Source organism: Anoxybacillus thermarum (assembly GCF_000836725.1).
In the GTDB taxonomy this organism is placed as follows: domain Bacteria; phylum Bacillota; class Bacilli; order Bacillales; family Anoxybacillaceae; genus Anoxybacillus; species Anoxybacillus thermarum.
Window position 1 is genome coordinate 18,410 of the sequence record NZ_JXTH01000002.1, and the last position, 17,782, is coordinate 36,191.

At 44.3% G+C, this 17,782-nt stretch carries 16 protein-coding genes; 4 read left to right on the plus strand and 12 right to left on the minus strand.

Going from position 1 to position 17,782, the window contains the following annotated elements; genetic code table 11:
• Nucleotides 1–37 precede the first annotated feature (37 nt).
• Nucleotides 38–1,390, plus strand: coding sequence for an MATE family efflux transporter (locus LH47_RS00620; protein ID WP_043963785.1), 1,353 nt, complete (start codon nt 38–40; stop codon nt 1,388–1,390).
• Here LH47_RS00620 and LH47_RS00625 read toward each other — a convergent pair.
• From LH47_RS00625 to asnB, 8 genes are all read right to left on the minus strand, one after another.
• A complete protein-coding gene (locus LH47_RS00625; RefSeq protein WP_043963787.1) occupies nt 1,368–2,834 on the minus strand; it encodes a phytoene desaturase family protein in 1,467 nt (488 codons plus the stop codon). The genes LH47_RS00620 and LH47_RS00625 overlap by 23 nt on opposite strands.
• Nucleotides 2,810–3,892: a glycosyltransferase gene (locus LH47_RS00630; RefSeq protein WP_043963789.1), complete on the minus strand. Its 1,083-nt coding sequence runs from the start codon at nt 3,890–3,892 to the stop codon at nt 2,810–2,812. The genes LH47_RS00625 and LH47_RS00630 overlap by 25 nt, the downstream gene beginning before the upstream one ends.
• Nucleotides 3,889–4,554, minus strand: a complete 666-nt coding sequence (locus LH47_RS00635; RefSeq protein WP_043963791.1) for a lysophospholipid acyltransferase family protein — start codon at nt 4,552–4,554, stop codon at nt 3,889–3,891. The genes LH47_RS00630 and LH47_RS00635 overlap by 4 nt, the downstream gene beginning before the upstream one ends.
• The gene (locus LH47_RS00640) at nt 4,551–5,279 is read right to left on the minus strand and encodes a carotenoid biosynthesis protein (protein ID WP_043963793.1); all 729 of its coding nucleotides are present in this window, start codon (nt 5,277–5,279) and stop codon (nt 4,551–4,553) included. Before LH47_RS00640 ends, LH47_RS00635 begins: the two co-directional genes overlap by 4 nt.
• The gene (locus LH47_RS00645; protein ID WP_043963795.1) at nt 5,266–6,117 is read right to left on the minus strand and encodes a phytoene/squalene synthase family protein; all 852 of its coding nucleotides are present in this window, start codon (nt 6,115–6,117) and stop codon (nt 5,266–5,268) included. The genes LH47_RS00640 and LH47_RS00645 overlap by 14 nt, the downstream gene beginning before the upstream one ends.
• Complete coding sequence (locus tag LH47_RS00650; RefSeq protein WP_043963796.1) at nt 6,114–7,541, minus strand: phytoene desaturase family protein; 1,428 nt, start codon at nt 7,539–7,541, stop codon at nt 6,114–6,116. The genes LH47_RS00645 and LH47_RS00650 overlap by 4 nt, the downstream gene beginning before the upstream one ends.
• Complete coding sequence (locus LH47_RS00655) at nt 7,541–9,061, minus strand: phytoene desaturase family protein (RefSeq protein ID WP_052584997.1); 1,521 nt, start codon at nt 9,059–9,061, stop codon at nt 7,541–7,543. Before LH47_RS00655 ends, LH47_RS00650 begins: the two co-directional genes overlap by 1 nt.
• Before the next feature lie 84 nt (nt 9,062–9,145).
• The gene (gene asnB / locus LH47_RS00660; RefSeq protein WP_043963917.1) at nt 9,146–10,996 is read right to left on the minus strand and encodes an asparagine synthase (glutamine-hydrolyzing); all 1,851 of its coding nucleotides are present in this window, start codon (nt 10,994–10,996) and stop codon (nt 9,146–9,148) included.
• 121 nt (nt 10,997–11,117) lie between these two features.
• Here asnB and LH47_RS00665 point away from each other — a divergent pair, with 121 nt between their 5' ends.
• Entirely contained in the window at nt 11,118–11,642 is a 525-nt protein-coding gene (locus tag LH47_RS00665; protein ID WP_407637128.1) for a DUF2777 family protein, read from the plus strand.
• Here LH47_RS00665 and LH47_RS00670 read toward each other — a convergent pair.
• Nucleotides 11,636–13,582, minus strand: coding sequence for a putative bifunctional diguanylate cyclase/phosphodiesterase (locus LH47_RS00670; RefSeq protein WP_043963919.1), 1,947 nt, complete (start codon nt 13,580–13,582; stop codon nt 11,636–11,638). The genes LH47_RS00665 and LH47_RS00670 overlap by 7 nt on opposite strands.
• A 111-nt stretch (nt 13,583–13,693) precedes the next feature.
• Nucleotides 13,694–14,050 (minus strand): YisL family protein, encoded by a 357-nt coding sequence (locus LH47_RS00675; RefSeq protein ID WP_043963801.1) that lies wholly within the window; start codon nt 14,048–14,050, stop codon nt 13,694–13,696.
• Nucleotides 14,051–14,199: 149 nt separating this feature from the next.
• On the opposite strand from LH47_RS00675, the gene LH47_RS00680 reads away from it, so the two are divergent.
• Nucleotides 14,200–15,390 carry an ornithine--oxo-acid transaminase gene (locus LH47_RS00680; RefSeq protein ID WP_043963803.1) on the plus strand — a complete coding sequence of 397 codons (1,191 nt, stop codon included), beginning with the start codon at nt 14,200–14,202 and terminating at the stop codon, nt 15,388–15,390.
• Between the two features lie 22 nt (nt 15,391–15,412).
• Here LH47_RS00680 and LH47_RS00685 read toward each other — a convergent pair whose 3' ends face one another.
• Complete coding sequence (locus tag LH47_RS00685; protein WP_043963805.1) at nt 15,413–16,276, minus strand: fumarylacetoacetate hydrolase family protein; 864 nt, start codon at nt 16,274–16,276, stop codon at nt 15,413–15,415.
• 184 nt (nt 16,277–16,460) lie between these two features.
• Between LH47_RS00685 and LH47_RS00690 the strand changes: the two genes are divergently transcribed.
• Entirely contained in the window at nt 16,461–16,640 is a 180-nt protein-coding gene (locus LH47_RS00690; RefSeq protein ID WP_035046237.1) for an aspartyl-phosphate phosphatase Spo0E family protein, read from the plus strand.
• 5 nt (nt 16,641–16,645) lie between these two features.
• Here LH47_RS00690 and LH47_RS00695 read toward each other — a convergent pair whose 3' ends face one another.
• On the minus strand, nt 16,646–17,755 hold the full coding sequence (locus LH47_RS00695) for a DUF418 domain-containing protein (protein ID WP_043963809.1): 1,110 nt from the start codon (nt 17,753–17,755) through the stop codon (nt 16,646–16,648).
• Between the last annotated feature and the right edge of the window lie 27 nt (nt 17,756–17,782).

The window sequence follows — 17,782 nt, forward strand, 5'->3', positions numbered from 1 at the left end:
ACTAAAAACAGTTTGCAAGTCGGAAATCGTAAAGGAGTTGTCTTCTTTGGCAAAAAAGCTTTCTTTATTTGCGCTCACTTGGCCGATTTTTATTGAATTGACGCTTCATATGTTAACGGGCAACGCCGATACGTTTATGCTTAGCCAATATGCAGATGAAGCGGTTGCTGCGGTCGGGGTAGCGAATCAACTGTTGTTTATGGTCGTTGTCATGTTTGGCTTTATCGCAACAGGAACATCGATTTTAATTGCACAATATGCTGGGGCAAATGATGAAAAAACAGCTTCCTACATCGGAGCTGTTTCCATTTGGGCAAATATGCTATTTGGTGTCGTATTAAGTGTTGCCCTTTGGGCAGGAAGCGATACTCTTCTCCACCTTATGAACGTTCCTAATGAACTCATTGCTGATGCGCGCGTTTATTTATGGATTGTCGGCGGCTTTTCATTTGTGCAAGCGCTCATTATGACGCTCGGCGCCATATTGCGCAGCTACGGATTTACGCGCGACATGATGAACATTACGATCGGGGTCAATATATTAAACATTATCGGAAACTATTTCGTTTTGTTTGGGCCGTTCGGCTTACCTGTATTAGGTGTCGAAGGAGTTGCTTGGTCAACGACGATTAGCCGCATGATCGGGCTTGTCGTTGGATTTTTTCTCGTGATGAAACGTCTCCGACATCCGCTCCCGCTTTTATCAAAAGAGGCGCTTTCATTTGCTTACGTCAAACAATTATTAAAAATCGGCATTCCATCTGCCGGCGAACATGTCGCTTACAATACGTCGCAGCTTGTCATCACCTATTTCATTACGATGCTTGGCACAGAGGCGTTAACGACAAGAGTATATACGCAAAACATCATGATGTTTATTTTTTTATTTAGCGTCGCCATCGGGCAAGGGACGCAAATTATCGTCGGGCATCTCGTTGGGGCAGAACGTTTTCATGAGGCGTATACCCGTTGCTTGCGGAGCTTACGGCTCGCTGTCATCATTTCGTTTGCTGTTGCGGCGTTGTTTTCCGCCTTTTCCGATCAACTGTTTTCCATTTTCACGAGCAACAAACGGATGATTGAAACAGGCGGGACGCTCATTTTGCTTACGATGCTTCTTGAGCCCGGGCGTTCGTTTAATCTCGTCATCATTAACTCCCTCCGCGCTGCCGGAGATGTAAAATTTCCTGTCTACATCGGTATCGCATCGATGTGGGGGGTGAGCGTCCCGCTCGCCTATGTTCTTGGCATTTCATTCGATCTCGGTTTAGTCGGCGTCTGGCTTGCTTTTACAGCGGACGAATGGCTGCGCGGTTTGCTCGTCTATTGGCGTTGGAAATCAAACGTATGGCGCACAAAATCGTTCGTCAAAAAGGAAGCGACAGCTTAGCGCCGAGCAAATGGTTCGCGACATTTTGCCCGCTAATGACAACCATTGGCGATCCACCTCCCGGGTGGGTCGTCCCACCAACGAAATACAATCCTGCAATTCGCTTACACGCGTTCGACGGGCGCAAAAACGTATCGCGACGCCGATTTGACGCTATTCCATACAACGCGCCGCGATATGCCCCAAACTGTTCTGCAATATGAAGCGGAGTGATGACGCGTTCGACGTCTGGCACAACGTTTAATCCGTATGAGCGAAGCCGTTCGTACACAAGCTGCTTATACGCTTGTTCATCGACTTGCATACGCCCATCTTTTGTGAGTGGCGGTGCATTCACTAACACAAACAACGATGACCCTTCTTTCGTAAATGGTGGCGCGCAAACGTATATCGTCGGATGTTCACTATACCGTCCAGCAAGTATATGTTCAAACTCTTGTTTATAATTAGGGGAGAAAAACACGTTGTGATGAGCTAAATCATCCCATGTTTCTTTCGTTCCAACTAACATGACAAAGGCGGAAATGGATGGCTCGGCTCGTTCATACGAGCGATCGTGAGGATCAACGAGCTCACGATACGCTTGCAACAAATCAGCATTCATAATCACAACGTCCGCTTCTACCTTTTCTCCATCAGCAAGCTCAACCCCGATCACTTTTCCGTTTTTGACAACGACCCGCTTGACTGCTCGATTTAGATGAAGCTGAGCCCCTGCTTTTTGTGCCAAATGGGCGAACGTTTGGGCGATACGGGCATTGCCGCCGTCAACGTAATATACACCATCGACCATTTCTAAATAGGCGATCATCGCAAACGTCGCCGGCGCCATATAAGGCGATGAGCCAATATACGTCGCATAACGGTCGTACGCTTGAATGACATGTTCATTCGTAAAATAGCGTTGAAAAAAATGATGTAACGTTTCAAGCGGGCGCGCATTCAATAAAGCAAACGCAAGCGACGGTGACATATAATTAAAAAAAGAGCGAAATATGCGCGGGAAAAAGTGCGTTTTCGCTAGCCGATACAGCCTTTCGACTTCACGTAAAAAATCGTCGTAACGCAACGCCCCGACGCGATCAATCACCGCAAGCTGCTCTTTCATGTAATCGCGATCGCTGGAAAGAAAAAACGTCGTTTTGTCTTCATATACGTTTTTCGTATGCACAGACAATTTTCGAAACGTAATGTAATCTTCTGTGCGCGCCCCTGTTTGCTCAATGACATGCCGAAACACAAACGGCATCGTAATCGTATTCGGTCCAAAATCAAAATAATAGTCGCCAAGTTGAACGGGCATTAACTTCCCGCCAAAATGACTATTTTTTTCAAACAACTGCACATCGACGCCGTGCTGCGCAAGCGTCACCGCAGCAGACAACCCACCAAGTCCACCGCCGATAATGACCACTTTTTTCACGTGTACGTCCTCCCCTTCCATTCATATCGTTTCGCGCGCATCGATGCATACATTAATACGATAAACGCTGCGGCACTCACCGGCATCCAATAACACGTCGAAATTGAGCGCTCTGTCTTCCATTCCACGTACGCCTTTTGTGCAATAATGATCGCAAGCGGCAAGGCGTACGCTGCCCCGTACACGAGCGACAACGGAGCGAACGCAAGCGGTGCAACGTAAAATATGCCGTAAAACATCGTAAGTAGCAAAACGAAAAAAGGTGAGCGATTTAATCCAATATACACATTTTTTAAAAAACCTGCCCATACTTCTTTATTCGTTTCGTACATATAACAGACGACATCAGTGCTTACGTTCGCAACGATGACACGATGACGATGCGCTTTCATTTTTCGCGCAATCATGACATCCTCGACGAGCTCGCGTTTTACTGCCGCATGTCCCCCGATTTCTTCGTATGTCGCTCGCTCAAAAAATAAACATGCACCATGGGCAGCAGTTGCTGAGCGCATCATCGTATAGTTCGCCAAAACAAGCGGCAAATGAAATAAAATAAAAAAATGTTGCAACGGAACGAGCCATTTGCCAACGAGCGGAAGCGACCGCGGATGAAATGACGGAAAACCAGTGACAAGTTTTGCATCATATGTCGTGGCGACCGTTAACAATTTTTCAATGACCGTTGGCTTTAACTCAACATCCGCATCAATAAAAAACAAATATGCCCCGTTTGCTTGCTGAGCGAGTTGATGACACGCATGCACCTTCCCTGCCCAGCCGTCAGGAAGCGCCTTCCCTTGCAAAAGCGTAAAACGATCGTCTCCTTTCGTTTCTTGCAGCAGAAACTCATACGTTCGATCCGTCGACTGATCGTCAAGAAGAAGAAACTCGACCGGCTCATATGTCAACTGTTTTAGCGAGCGAACGAGACGCTTGACATTCCGCTCTTCATTGCGCAACGGAACGAGCACGCTAACAAGCGGACGCTTCGTGAACAGCGGACGTTTCGGAAGCGGAACAAGAAACAAAGAGTTGACAACCGTCCAAATAAAAAAACATGCCAAAATGACGCTCATAACTTTCCTCCATCCCAACAGTGAAACGATTGAATCTGTTCAGCGATCACTAATCGCCGAACATCATCGAGTTGTGCGGTACAAATACGCTCAAGTTCAGCCGTTTTTTCTTTTCGATTGCTCCCTGAAACGTCACAAATATATAACGGATCGCCAATATGAATAAACCATTCCGGCTTCCGATGATGACGAAAACTATGGTAAAACGCAAGCGGCACGATCGGGACGTTCGCCCGTTCCGCTACATATACAGCGCCTGTGAAAAACTGAAGCGGGCGCTTTTCAACATGTTGTTCTTCCCCTTGTGGAAACATCCAGACGCTTTTTCCATCGCGCAACAATGACACAGCATAGTCAAGCGACTTCATGACCTCTTTTCGTTGCGCACGATTCACCGAAAAACCGCCGAGCTTACGGAAAAACGGATATTGTTTTAGCCCTTCTTCTGACATCATCGCATAACTATTTTGTCGGAAAACAAAACGACTTAATTGAAACGCCATCAGCCCGTCCCACCACGAACTATGATTCGCTACATATAGCGCAGGCGTTCGTACGACATGTCCCCGTACGTACAATCGATGAAACGATGTACGCAGCAACCATGTGTTGTAAAGCGAAAACATCCATTCAAATGCGCGGCTTTTTTTCGCCTCAATCATGTTGATCGTCTCCATTTCCAAAAAATAACCGACGTCAGCAATAGACCGAGAAAGAAAGCGGCATATAACTGTTCCATGAACGCGAGAAATAAAAACATCGCTTCAAGAAGAAAAAAAAGAGAAATGGCTCGCCTCTCGGAGCTTGCCTTGCGCGCTGGAAAAATAAAAAGCATAAAATGAATGACAAACGCCACAACAAACCAACCGACAAAATTTTGGAGCGGAACGTCGTAATATATGCTCGTTCCTTCCCAAATCCAATACTGTTTCGCCACATATGCTACCGGGTCAATCGCTAAATCTAATACGACCGCCAACGCTGCACCGACAACAGCAGAAAATAGCGGGCGCTTTGTTGAAACGAAACGCAATGCGAGCGCATGCGTACAACCGATGACCGCGAGCCAGGCAAAACCGATCGCAATCGGTACCCCAAACACCGTTATGCCAAATTGATTCGTATAATCATATGAACCGAACATGAAACTATACGTTGCTCCGGCATATTCGACCGCCATCGTACCGATGAAAATAGCAACCGTTGCGTTGACGCCACGTCGACCGTATGCTTCGATTAAAAAAGAGGCGCCAATCACCCCAGCAAGCATTAAAAACACAACATTCGCCCACTCTAACCATGGCGGAAGAAGACGAAAACCGACGAGTACAATCCCACATGCATACCAAATGAGAAAGAGGCGGTATAAACGATCACCCCACTTCAACGTTTTCGCCTCCCATTTGTTGCAATAACGCTTTTTTTCGTTCTTCCGACACGAATGCTCGCTTCGTAAATACATCATATTGTTGTTCACGAACAACATGTAAAATGCTTTTATACATAAGCGCCGCTCCTTTTACGGCAAAACGGGCAGACAGTGGATAAAGAGAAAACGTTTTTTCCGCATCCGCATATCTGTTTTCCGCCTCTTGTGCGATATGCTCCCATAAATCAATAAATGAGTTTGTAACTTGACCAAAAGCGATCTGTTGTTCGCTCACTCCATACATATTCATCCATTCGCGCGGCAAATACACGCGACCGCGCATCATATCTTCGCCGACATCGCGCAAAATGTTCGTCAATTGCATCGCTTCCCCAAGCGCAATCGCGCTCTCTTTTAACTGCTGGCGGCGATGCGGGGCTAAAATTGGCAATAACATTAACCCGACGGTACTCGCCACACAATAACAATAACGAAGCAACTGTGCAAACGTATCATAACGATGAACGGTTAAATCCATTTTTTGCCCTTCAATCATATGCCAAAACGGTTCAACGTCCATATCATAGCGCGAAAAGACATCGCGAAGCGCGATCCACATAAAGTCATCCTCTGTATGCCCCGCCACAAACGCTTCCCATTGTTTTTCAAATTGTTGTAGCTGTTCATCTGGTCGTTCGCCTTCATCTACGATGTCGTCGACGCGGCGACAAAACGCATAAATTGCCCAAATGGCTTGACGATCATCATACGGCAGAAGGGAAAACGCGCGATAAAACGTTTTCGAATGATGGGCCGTCACCGCTTCACATTGTGCGTACGCTTGCTTTATATTCACTCGTATTCACTCCAATCACGAAGTAATTGTTCCGTACATAATTGAGCCCCTTGCATGACAACCGGCACCCCGCCACCTGGATGAACAGATGCTCCTACACGATACACGTTTTCATAACGTGCGGACTTCACTTGTGGACGAAATGGACCAGATTGAAATAACGTCGGTGCGATCCCGAACATCCCGCCATCATATAACCCTTCTTTGTGCGCATCAAGCGGCGTACGGACATGCATCCATTCCATTGCCTCCTTCAAGTTCGGAAACGCCCGTTTCTCCACTTCATCAACGATGTGAGAAATCCAATGTTGTTGTGTTGTCCAATCAATATGCCGTCCGGCTGGTACAGGAATTAATACGTACAACACGCTTTTCCCTTCAGGCGCTAACGAACGATCAATTGCTGACGGATAAAACGTATAAAATGACGGGTCTTTCGGAACAACTTTTCGAACAAAGACGTCGTCCATATGTTGTTTGAAATCAAGAGGTAAAAAAAATTGATGAATCGGTGCATCATACGTTCGCCCAAGTCCGATATAAAGCAACACGCAGCTCGATGAAGGGGTCCACGTTCGTTTGTTCGTCATCATCGTCGGTTCATCTGTATTCATAACAACTGCATCGAAACGGTGCATTTCTCCTTGAGCATAAAGCGATTCGATTTTTGAACTGTTCACTTCGTACCGTTCCACTTCTGTTTGCAATCGAACCGTTACACCTGCTTCTTCTAGTTTTCTTGCAAGCAAAGAAACGAGACTAGCATATCCACCTTTCACGTAATACACCCCGTGTGCATGCTCGCTAAACGAAACGAGCGAATAAAGCGATGGGGTCGTGTATGGATTGCCTCCAATATATAACGTCTGCAACGAATAAGCAAGCTGCAACCGTTCATCGCGAAAATAACGGCTCATGCTCGTTTTCACAGATTGATAGGCGCGCATACGAGAAAAAAGGGATATCGTCTCTTTCGTGAAAAACGTTTGTTTCTTTATAAATGACTTCGTTAAAATGAGCTCATCACCTTTAGCGAAATATTCCCTCATCTCATTCATAAAACGTTGAAATCCTTTTTCCTCCCCAGGAAACAGACGAGCAATTTCTTCTACTTGTCTTTCTTCTTCCGCATATTTTGTATACGATATGCCGTCTGCAAAATGAATCGTATACATCGGATCACATCGAACAAGCTCGTATTCATCTTCCGTTACACCAACGTCGGAAAGAAAGGCACGCAATTTTTCTGGCAACAATACGATCGTTGGGCCGGCGTCGATGCGAAACCCTTCTCGCTCAATAAACGAAAGACGCCCGCCAAGCCGATCATTTTTCTCAAACAACGTCACATGTGCCCCGCGCTTCGCAAGCGACAGCGCCGTCATCATTCCTCCGACTCCGCCGCCGACAATCGCGATCCTCATCATGCTTCCCTCCGCTTCGGCAGAGCGCCAACAGGAATAAGCGGCTGACGATGTGCTTGTAGTATGCCGTTTGCTGTAATACGGGCGGATTCAAAAATAGTTGGTAAACCGCTTCCCGGATGCGTCCCACCACCGACAAGCCAACAATGATGTAATTCTTCAAATTCGTTATGTGGACGAAACACCATCATTTGCGACAACTGATGGCCTAAATTAAACGTCGCTCCTTCATAAACGAATACATCGTTTTCCCAATCATGCGGCGTGATAATTTTTTCGCATTCAATATATTTATCTATATCTTTCCACCCTAATTTTTTAGATAGCGTATCCCATATTTTTCGACGAAACGGTTCTTTCTCCTTTTCCCAATCAATGCCGCTCGTATTGTTCGGCACAGGCGCTAAAATGTAAAGTGCACTTTTTCCTTTTGGTGCAACCGTCGCGTCAGTTGCAGCAGCATGTTGCACGTAAATGGACGGATCGTGTGGAATCGTTTTTTCTTTCGTAATTTCATCGACGTTTCGCTTATAATCGTCAGCAAATATAATTGTATGGTGGGCAAGATCAACCGGCTTGTTTATCCCGACGTACATCATAAACGTCGAACATGAATATTTCTTTTTTTGCAACTTTTCTTTGCGATATTTTTTTAATACACCGTCATCGACGAGGTTCGTCATCGCATGGGCAAAATCAGCATTAATAATCACTTCATCAGCCGCTACTTTTTCACCATTTTCTAATATGACCCCTTTCACAGTCGTGCCATCAAGCCAAAGCTTTCGCACTCCTGTATTCACATGCACGCTTCCTCCATATTCTTCAACGATGCGCGCCATCGCTTTTGGAATTTCATTTAACCCGCCGATGACGTGATAAATGCCGTATGCATGCTCCATGTAAGATAAAATGGAAAACGCACCTGGACATTCCCATGGGGACATGCCTAAATATTTCGCTTGAAACGTAAATGCTAACCGAAGGCGCTCATCATTAAAATATCGGCTTAATACATCGTATAGCGATTGTGACAACGTCAACTGTGGCAACGCTTTTAACACGGACGGACGCAAATAATGGTACAATCGATCCATTTTACTTTGCAAAATCGGTGCGAGCGCCTGCAACTTCCGCTCGTTTTCATTCATAAACCGGTCATAACCGTCTTCGTTCCCAGGAAATTGTGCCGCAATTTGTTCTTTCATTTTCTTCCGATTCATCGTCATCGCTAACTTTACATCATTGAAAACGAGTTCGTACATCGGATCTAATTCGACAAGTTGGACATAGTCATGTATGTTTCTTCCTGATGCTGTAAATAACTCTTCAATAATATGAGGCATACTTAAAAACGTCGGACCGATATCAAAGCGGTATTCACCGAGCTCGAATCGTCCATTACGTCCTCCTACGTACGGTTTTTTTTCAAATACAGACACGTCATATCCTTTCGCAGCAAGCAACATCGCGGCAGCAAGACCACCAGGTCCCGCTCCGACGACAACGATTTTTTTCACACTATCCACTCCTAATTAAACAAAAGTTATACAAATATTATACAAGATAAATGAAAAACAGGAAAGAAAAAAGACAGCCGTTTTTTAGCTGTCTGTTAACCGAATGTTATAATGCTCAAACCATTCGTGAAATTGAATGAAATACGCTAACAGCTGCGGACCGGACATGAGTTGCCCGAACCATGGAATGCGAAACGACTGTCCTTTCGTTTCCACTAGTTCCTTTAACTTCTTTTGATCAAACAATTCATATAAAACGGACGAACGATTCGTTAAAATCGTCTCTAGCCGTTCAGCAACGATGTCCGTATAACGCGGATGATGTGTTTTCGGATACGGACTTTTTTTCCGATACAACACGCCATCTGGTAAAATGCCTTCAAGCGCTTTGCGTAAAATTCCTTTCTCACGATTGTTGTACATTTTCATCTCCCACGGAATGTTCCACACATACTCAACGAGGCGATGATCCGCAAACGGCACGCGCACTTCTAAACTTGCCGCCATGCTCATGCGGTCTTTCCGATCTAACAACGTCGTCATAAACCAAATCATATTTAAATAAAACAATTCCCGACGGCGCGCTTCTTCTGCGCTTTCTCCGTCTGCGTGAGGAACTTCACGAAGCGTTTCTTTATAACGCATATCTGCATACTCATGAAGCGGCAGTTTTTCGCGCCACGTTTCATTGAGAAGATCGAACCGCTCATCTAACGAGCGCATCCATGGAAATCCGTCCCGCTCAAAATCTTCTTTTCTATGGAACCACGGATACCCCCCAAAAATTTCGTCTGCACATTCACCTGATAAACTAACGACAAATTGTTGCTTGATTTGACGGCAAAACCAAAGAAGCGACGAATCAATATCCGCCATCCCAGGCAAATCACGGGCAACGACTGCTTCTTTTAAATCATCGGCTAATTGTTGTTGGGAAATGACGCACGTATGATGAACGGTTTGAAACGCATCCGACATTTGTTTAATCCACGGCCCGTCACTGTTCGGTTGAAATGCGTTCGCTGTAAAATATTGTTCGTTTTCTTCGTAATCAATGGAATACGTATGAAGTGATCCTTTTCCTTCACGTTCAAACGCCTTCGCTGCAATCGCGGTAATCGCGCTCGAATCCACCCCACCCGATAAAAACGTACAAACAGGTACATCGGAAACGAGTTGTCGCGTAATCGCATCGATCAGCAACGTCCGAATATGCTCTACCGTTTCATCAAATGAATGCTCATGCGGTGCGCTTTTTACGTTCCAATATCGCCATTGACGCACGCCGCTTTGTTGAACAGTCATCGCATGAGCCGGGCGCAATTCATAAATCGTCCGAAACACGCCATGTCCCGGTGTGCGCGACGGACCGAGCGCTAAAATTTCACATAAACTTTCGCGATCAATTTCAGCGCGAACGTTTGGATGTGCTAAAATCGCTTTTATTTCTGAAGCGAATAAAAACTCCCCTTGTTCATAGCGATAAAACAGCGGTTTGACACCTAAACGGTCGCGCGCTAAAAACAGCTGCTTTCGCTCATCGTCCCATACCGCAAACGCAAAAATGCCGTTCAGATGATCGACACATTGTTCACGCCACTCCATGTAAGCGGTAAGCAACACTTCCGTATCCGAATGCCCTTGAAACGTATATCCTTTTTTCAATAACTCTGTTCGAATATCTTCTGTATTATATAGCTCCCCATTATAACAAATCGTATAACGATAGCCGTTTTTCATTCGCGTCATCGGCTGCACGCCGCCTGCTGGATCAACAACAACAAGCCGCTTATGTCCGAACGCGACATGATCGTCAAGCCATACGTTCGTATCATCAGGCCCCCGCAGCGAAAGCGTATTGGCCATCGCCAGCATCGTTTCTTTTTCTTGTCGGACATGTCGCCCAAAATGAACCCATCCGGTAATTCCGCACACGTCAATCATTCCCTTCTGTTGTGAACAAGTATGAAGCATGCTTTTATTTTATGCACCGTTTATATAAATGATGAGTTGTCTATAATGGCGTACGGAAGGAATTGACACGAAGGAGGGAATAATGATGGATCGTCTCTCATCATTGCGTACACAAAAACGGGCTTACGTGTACGGTGTTGTTGAACAAGTGAACGGCGAATGGGTGTTTTTTGACGAAGACGATGAAGCACATGAGTTTACAAGTTTGCCTGAGGAGGTTGAGCTTTTTCGCTTCGGTCAATGGGTAAAAGGATGGCTTGGTGAAGATGGGGACATTTATGTGACAGAACGGTATACATTAAAAAACGGTGATCGTCTTCGCTACATCAAACCGTTGTCGCACACATACGAACAATGGCTGTCACAGCTACCCGACCACGCGTTTTTCCATTTTGTTCATTTAATTAACGAATGGAACTTTTCCGTATACGATTGTTTGTATTGTTATAACTATATGTTATTTGCTGAAAAAGGGGTGAATTTTTTAATGTTTGATAATTCACTGGATATGTGCAACGTGCAACATTATTTTGACGACAAACAACATCGATTCGAACTGACGTTGCAAACAGGAAAAAAAATCATTGGTGTCCAACTCGATCATTGAATGATAGAATTGCTCCCTTGCAACACTTGTTTTTCAAATTGTTCCGCAGGAAGAGGTTTGAAAATGCCATACCCTTGCGCATAGTGACATTTTAATCGTTTCAACAATTTCATTTGTTCAGCCGTTTCAACACCTTCTGCGACAACTTTTAAGCGCAAACCATGCCCCATCGTAATAATCGATTTGACGATCGCAATGTCCGAACGATCTTTATGAAGTTGATAAATGAACGATCGGTCAATTTTCAACGTATGAATCGGCAAATGTTTTAAATAGCTAAGCGATGAATAGCCTGTGCCAAAATCATCAATCGACACATGCACACCAAGCTGTTGAAGCTGCTTCATGACGTGAATGCTGTAATACATGTTGCGCAACATCGAACTTTCCGTTAATTCCAAATGCAAACAATGTGCAGGAAGTTGTGACTGTTTGAGCGCTTGTTGCACATCTTCAAAAAACGTCGGATGTTGAAATTGCGTCGCTGAAACATTGACAGAAACAATGAATGAATCGAAGCCGAGATCGTGCCATGTTTTCGTTTGCATGCACGCTTCAATAAGCACCCATCGCCCGAGATCATGGATCAAACCAATTTCTTCTGCAATCGGAATGAACTCAAGCGGAGAAACAAGTCCGATTTTCGGATGTTTCCAGCGCAACAGCGCTTCACTACCAATAACTTTTCCTGTCATTAAGTCCATAATCGGTTGATAGACGAGAAAACATTCGTTTTTTTCAAGCGCTTTTCGCAAATATCGCTCCAGCTCGACGCGATACATCACTTGCTCGTTCATTTTTGTGGCGTACAATTTTACGCCGTTGCCGCCTGTTTGTTTGGCGCGATTCACCGCTGTATCCGCATTTTTTAATAGCGATTGGGCATCCACACCGTCCGCTGGATAAAAACTAATCCCAACGCTTGCCGTTAAAAAAAACTCTTTTTCTTCATACACAATCGGCACCGCAATATGTTGAAGCAACTTTTTCGTCCATTCAACGACCGTTTGCACATCCGTTTGCTCTGTTAGCAACAGGCTAAACTTATCCCCACCGAAGCGGCCTAAATGAGCCCCTCGGGGCAATACGTTTTTTATTCGTTCGGCTATTTGTTTTAATATTTCATCCCCACCATAATGGCCGATCGTATCGTTCACGATTTTAAAACGATCCATATCTACAAACAATACAGCAAGCGTTTTACCTGTTTCTTTCGCTTGATCGATCGCTTGTTTTACGATGTTTGTAAATTTCAATCGGTTTGGTAGCCCCGTATCGACATCGTGATAGGCGATATATTTCATATGCTCTTCCGCGCGCTTTTGTTCAGTAATGTCGCGACCGATGCCATAAATGCCAACCTTTTTTCCGTCAACGATAATCGGAACGTTTTTAATTTGGAATAAATATACTTCTCCTGATTTCGATGGAATTTCTAAATTGTATTGTTGCACTTTTCCTTTTAACGCACGATAAAAATAGCGGCGCACGCGCGGAATATCTTCTTTTTTAATGTAGTGAAGCGAGTTTGTATGCAAAATTTCTTCTGCCTTATACCCGAACACTCGTTCAAACGCAGGATTGACGCTTGTAAAATTACCTTCTAAATCGGTGGAATATACAATGTCTGGATTATGTTCAAATAAAGAGCGGTAATATTGTTCCGATAGCTTCATTTTTTGACGCATCTCGTCCATATCCGCTCGACAGTCGTCAACAACGAGGGCACAAATGACTGCTTGTTCCGATGCATCCCCAATCATCGGAAAAAGCTGTGCGTGGGGCAAATGATGATGCACGTACTGTTCGACTTGCATCCGAAACGAAGGGGAAAGCGAAGAAACAAAAATCGTTAGCTGGTCGTACTCATATAAACGATAGTCGCCCACCCATCGTTCCAAATCCGCAAACGTGTGGCAAACCGTTTGAAATAATTTCATCCCCTTTTCCCACTCTTTCTTTCTCTTTATATTTTCACAATTATCAATTAATTTCATTATAGCACATTTCCATATGGTAGAAAAAGATAAAAGTTGGCGAATATGCCAACTTTACGAAAAGAAAGAAAAGCCAAATGGTAGTTTAAATCCGAGATATAGCACGATCACAAACGCAACAATGAACTGGAGCCAAAGGACGTTCGTGTTTTTTCCTTTTGCCGTCCGAACGAGAATCATTTCCATCACTCCAACGACCCATAAGCCGACAATCACTTTCACGATATAAAGGAACGGAAATGAAGACATGCTATGTAAAATCCAAGCGCCTGTCGCAATAATTAAAATGTAAAATAAGCGCAATGACATGTGTACCATTTTTGTTTTTTCATGTCCTTTTGCTTGAAACGCAATCGCAACGACAAATAAAATAAGCGCAACAACCCACGATGTAATATGTGCATGTGTCATAAGTATGCTCCTTTCCCACAATTTCATATATGCTAATCATAACACGTCTGTATGCCATTTGAAAAAGAAAACGCTCACCTTTTCTATTTACTTTCTATATTCACTTCAAGTATGTTATATATGTGACGATCGAAATAGGAGGGAATGACGTGAAAACAGCACAAATCATTGAACTAACAGAAAAATACGGCGCAAACAACTATCATCCACTACCAGTTGTTTTATCAAAAGGCGAAGGTGTATGGGTAGAAGATCCAGAAGGGAATCGTTATATGGATATGTTAAGCGCTTACTCCGCGGTGAACCAAGGACATCGCCATCCGCGCATCGTCCAAGCGCTTATTGAACAAGCAAATAAAATTACATTAACATCACGAGCATTCCATAACGACCAACTCGGTCCATGGTATGAAAAAGTCGCGAAATTAACGAAAAAAGAGATGGTTTTACCGATGAACACAGGGGCGGAAGCGGTAGAAACAGCCGTTAAAGCGGCACGCCGCTGGGCGTATGACGTGAAAGGCGTTCGTCCCGATCAAGCGGAAATTATCGTTTGTGAAGATAACTTCCACGGTCGGACGATGACAGCTGTATCGATGTCATCAAACCCAGAGTACAAACGTGGATTCGGCCCAATGCTTCCGGGCATTAAAGTTATTCCGTTCGGAGATGTTGAAGCGCTCAAGCAAGCAATTACACCAAATACAGCAGCGTTTATTTTCGAACCAATTCAAGGGGAAGCAGGCATTAACATTCCACCAGAAGGATTTTTAAAAGCAGCATATGACGTATGTAAACAACATAACGTGCTGTACATCGCTGACGAAATTCAATCCGGTCTTGGCCGTTCTGGTAAAATGTTTGCGTGCGATTGGGAAGAAGTAGAGCCAGATATGTACATTCTCGGTAAAGCGCTCGGTGGCGGCGTATTTCCAATTTCATGCGTTGCCGCAAACAAAGATATTCTCGGCGTATTTAATCCGGGATCGCACGGATCGACGTTCGGTGGAAATCCGCTTGCTTGCGCTGTTTCGATTGCTGCGCTTGATGTAATCGTTGAAGAAAAATTGCCAGAGCGCTCATTTGAGCTCGGTGAATATTTCCAACAAAAATTACGCGAAATCAACCATCCAGACATTAAAGAAGTGCGTGGGAGAGGATTATTTATCGGCGTTGAACTGCATGTTGCTGCACGCCCATATTGTGAAAAGCTACAACAAGAAGGGCTATTATGTAAAGAAACGCATGATACAGTCATCCGCTTCGCTCCGCCGCTCGTCATTACAAAAGAAGAGCTCGACTGGGCCATAGAAAAAGTGAAAAAAGTATTTGAACAGTAAAAAGCTGGGGGTTCCCAGCTTTTTATTTTACTACATTCCGTAGCGTCCCTATTTGATCAATTGTAATTTCAATCACATCCCCCGACTGTAAAAAGCGCGGTGGATTCATTCCTTTTCCAACACCAGCTGGCGTTCCTGTCGCAATTACATCCCCCGGCTCTAACGTCATCCCTTTCGACAACGTCGCAATGATTGTTGGAATGTCGAAAATAAATTGCGCTGTCGTTGCCGATTGTCTCACTTCGCCATTTACTTTCGTTTCAATATGTAACGCATGCGGATGAGCGATCGCTGACCGATGAACGATCCACGGCCCCATCGGACATGACGTATCTAAGCTTTTGCCAAGCAAATATTGTTTATGCCTTTCTTGTAAATCACGCGCAGTCACATCGTTTACGATCGTATAACCAAACACGTAATCAAGCGACTGTTCTTTCGGAATGGCTTTTCCCTTCTTCCCAATCACAATCGCAAGTTCCCCTTCATAATCTAGCTGATCGGTCACATCCGCATGGCGTAAAATCGGTGCCTCATGTCCGATCACTGTCGTTGGCGCTTTCGAAAATACAATCATATTTTCGCGATCCGCTACGCCTCCCATTTCTTGCGCATGATCGGCATAATTTTTTCCGATGCAAAAAATGTTTTTTGTCGGACGTGGAATCGGCGCAAGCAACTGCACATCGTGAAGATCGTACGTCCACTCTGGCTGTACGCGTTCAAGCACACGCTCCACTTTTTCAATAAACGATGCGCCAAGTTCGATGCATTCGATCATCGTATTTGGTATTGTTTCATCTGCTTTCGATAAATGAACGACCTTTTGCTCGTGTACAACCCCGACAAACACATCCGATCGCGCGTATGCTGTCACAAATTTCATTTTCCATCCCCTCTTTCGTATGATCGAACATGACTATTTTCTCTTTTTTACACGTAAATTCCTTTGTAAAAAATTATTTTTTGGCACATTATACTATTTCCTTTTTCTTCAGAATATGTATAATAGTTTATACGTACAGTCATTTACAGACTGTTAACGAAAATGAAAAATGTTGGTGAATTTTATGTCTCTTTCCCTCATCGAAAAGAAAAGACGACAATTAATTGAATTGGCGCAAATGTACGGTTTTTCTGCGAAAGAAACGATCCAATGCAGTCAAGAGCTCGATGAATTGTTAAACAAACATTTAAAGGAAGCCGTGCTTTTCCATAAAGAAAAAGAGGACAAGCCTTGTACGACATGATCTGCTCATGTCGCTTTCTTTTTTCCGTACGTCATCCATCGCCATACTCGTTCCATCGGCCCGATGCGATATGTTTTCAACCACCAATGGCTCCATACGACTTGAATGACATACACGATACATGCGACAGCGAGCGCTTGTTTTGGTGTTGCTTTTCCATACCATCCGAAGCCATATGAATAAAACAATGTCGTACAAATGATCGATTGCGTCAAATAATTTGTTAACGCCATTTTGCCAACAGGAGCAAAAACATGAACGACTTGCGATGCCAGAAGCGAAAACGCAGTAAAATAAAACAAAGCAAGCGCAGGCCCTCCAATCATATCTTGCGCATACGTTGTCACAATATTTTTTTCGACATAAGGCAACATTTTAAAAATGACGCCGACAACGAATGAACCGATGCACCACCTGTTTATCGTTGCACGATTTATGTTGATGTCATGAAACCATTTTTCTTTTGCGATATATGCCCCAAATAAAAAAAACGGTAAAATCGTTAAAATAAAAATGAATGCTTCTGTAAACGAGTTAACGTACAACCAATCATACGCCCGCTGCATAAAAATTTGTTCCCATGTCCCTTGTTGGTAGTTCGCCACAGCTTGCTTCGCTAACGTCGGCTCGGAAAAATCGACGTCGCCATATTGTTTCCACATCACCCACATCAAAATCGTTGAACCGCCAGCCCAACCGCCCCAAAGCGAAAGCGCCCAACGACGCAACGTCTTTGCGCTTGCCTGAAAAAACGGAAAAAGAAACAGCCCAACGATCGCATAACCGATTAAAATATCGCCATGCCAAATGAAAAACGCATGAAACATCCCAAATAACAACAACGCAAACAAGCGGCGTAAAAAAGTGATCCGGAATTTCTCGCCACCTTTGTCGAGCATGATCCATGCTCCCCAGCCGAACAACATCGAAAAAAGCGGATAAAAGCTCGCTTGTGCAAATATATCAACAAATGCAAGCAGGAAGCGATCAATCCCATCTTTCGCAAACACCGCGGCATCGACATACATCGTCGGAAGTGAAAAATCAAGAACGTTCACAAGCAAAATGCCAAACAACGCAAAACCGCGCACCGCATCAATCATTGAAATACGCATAATCTCCCTCCTTTTCCATTTCAGCTT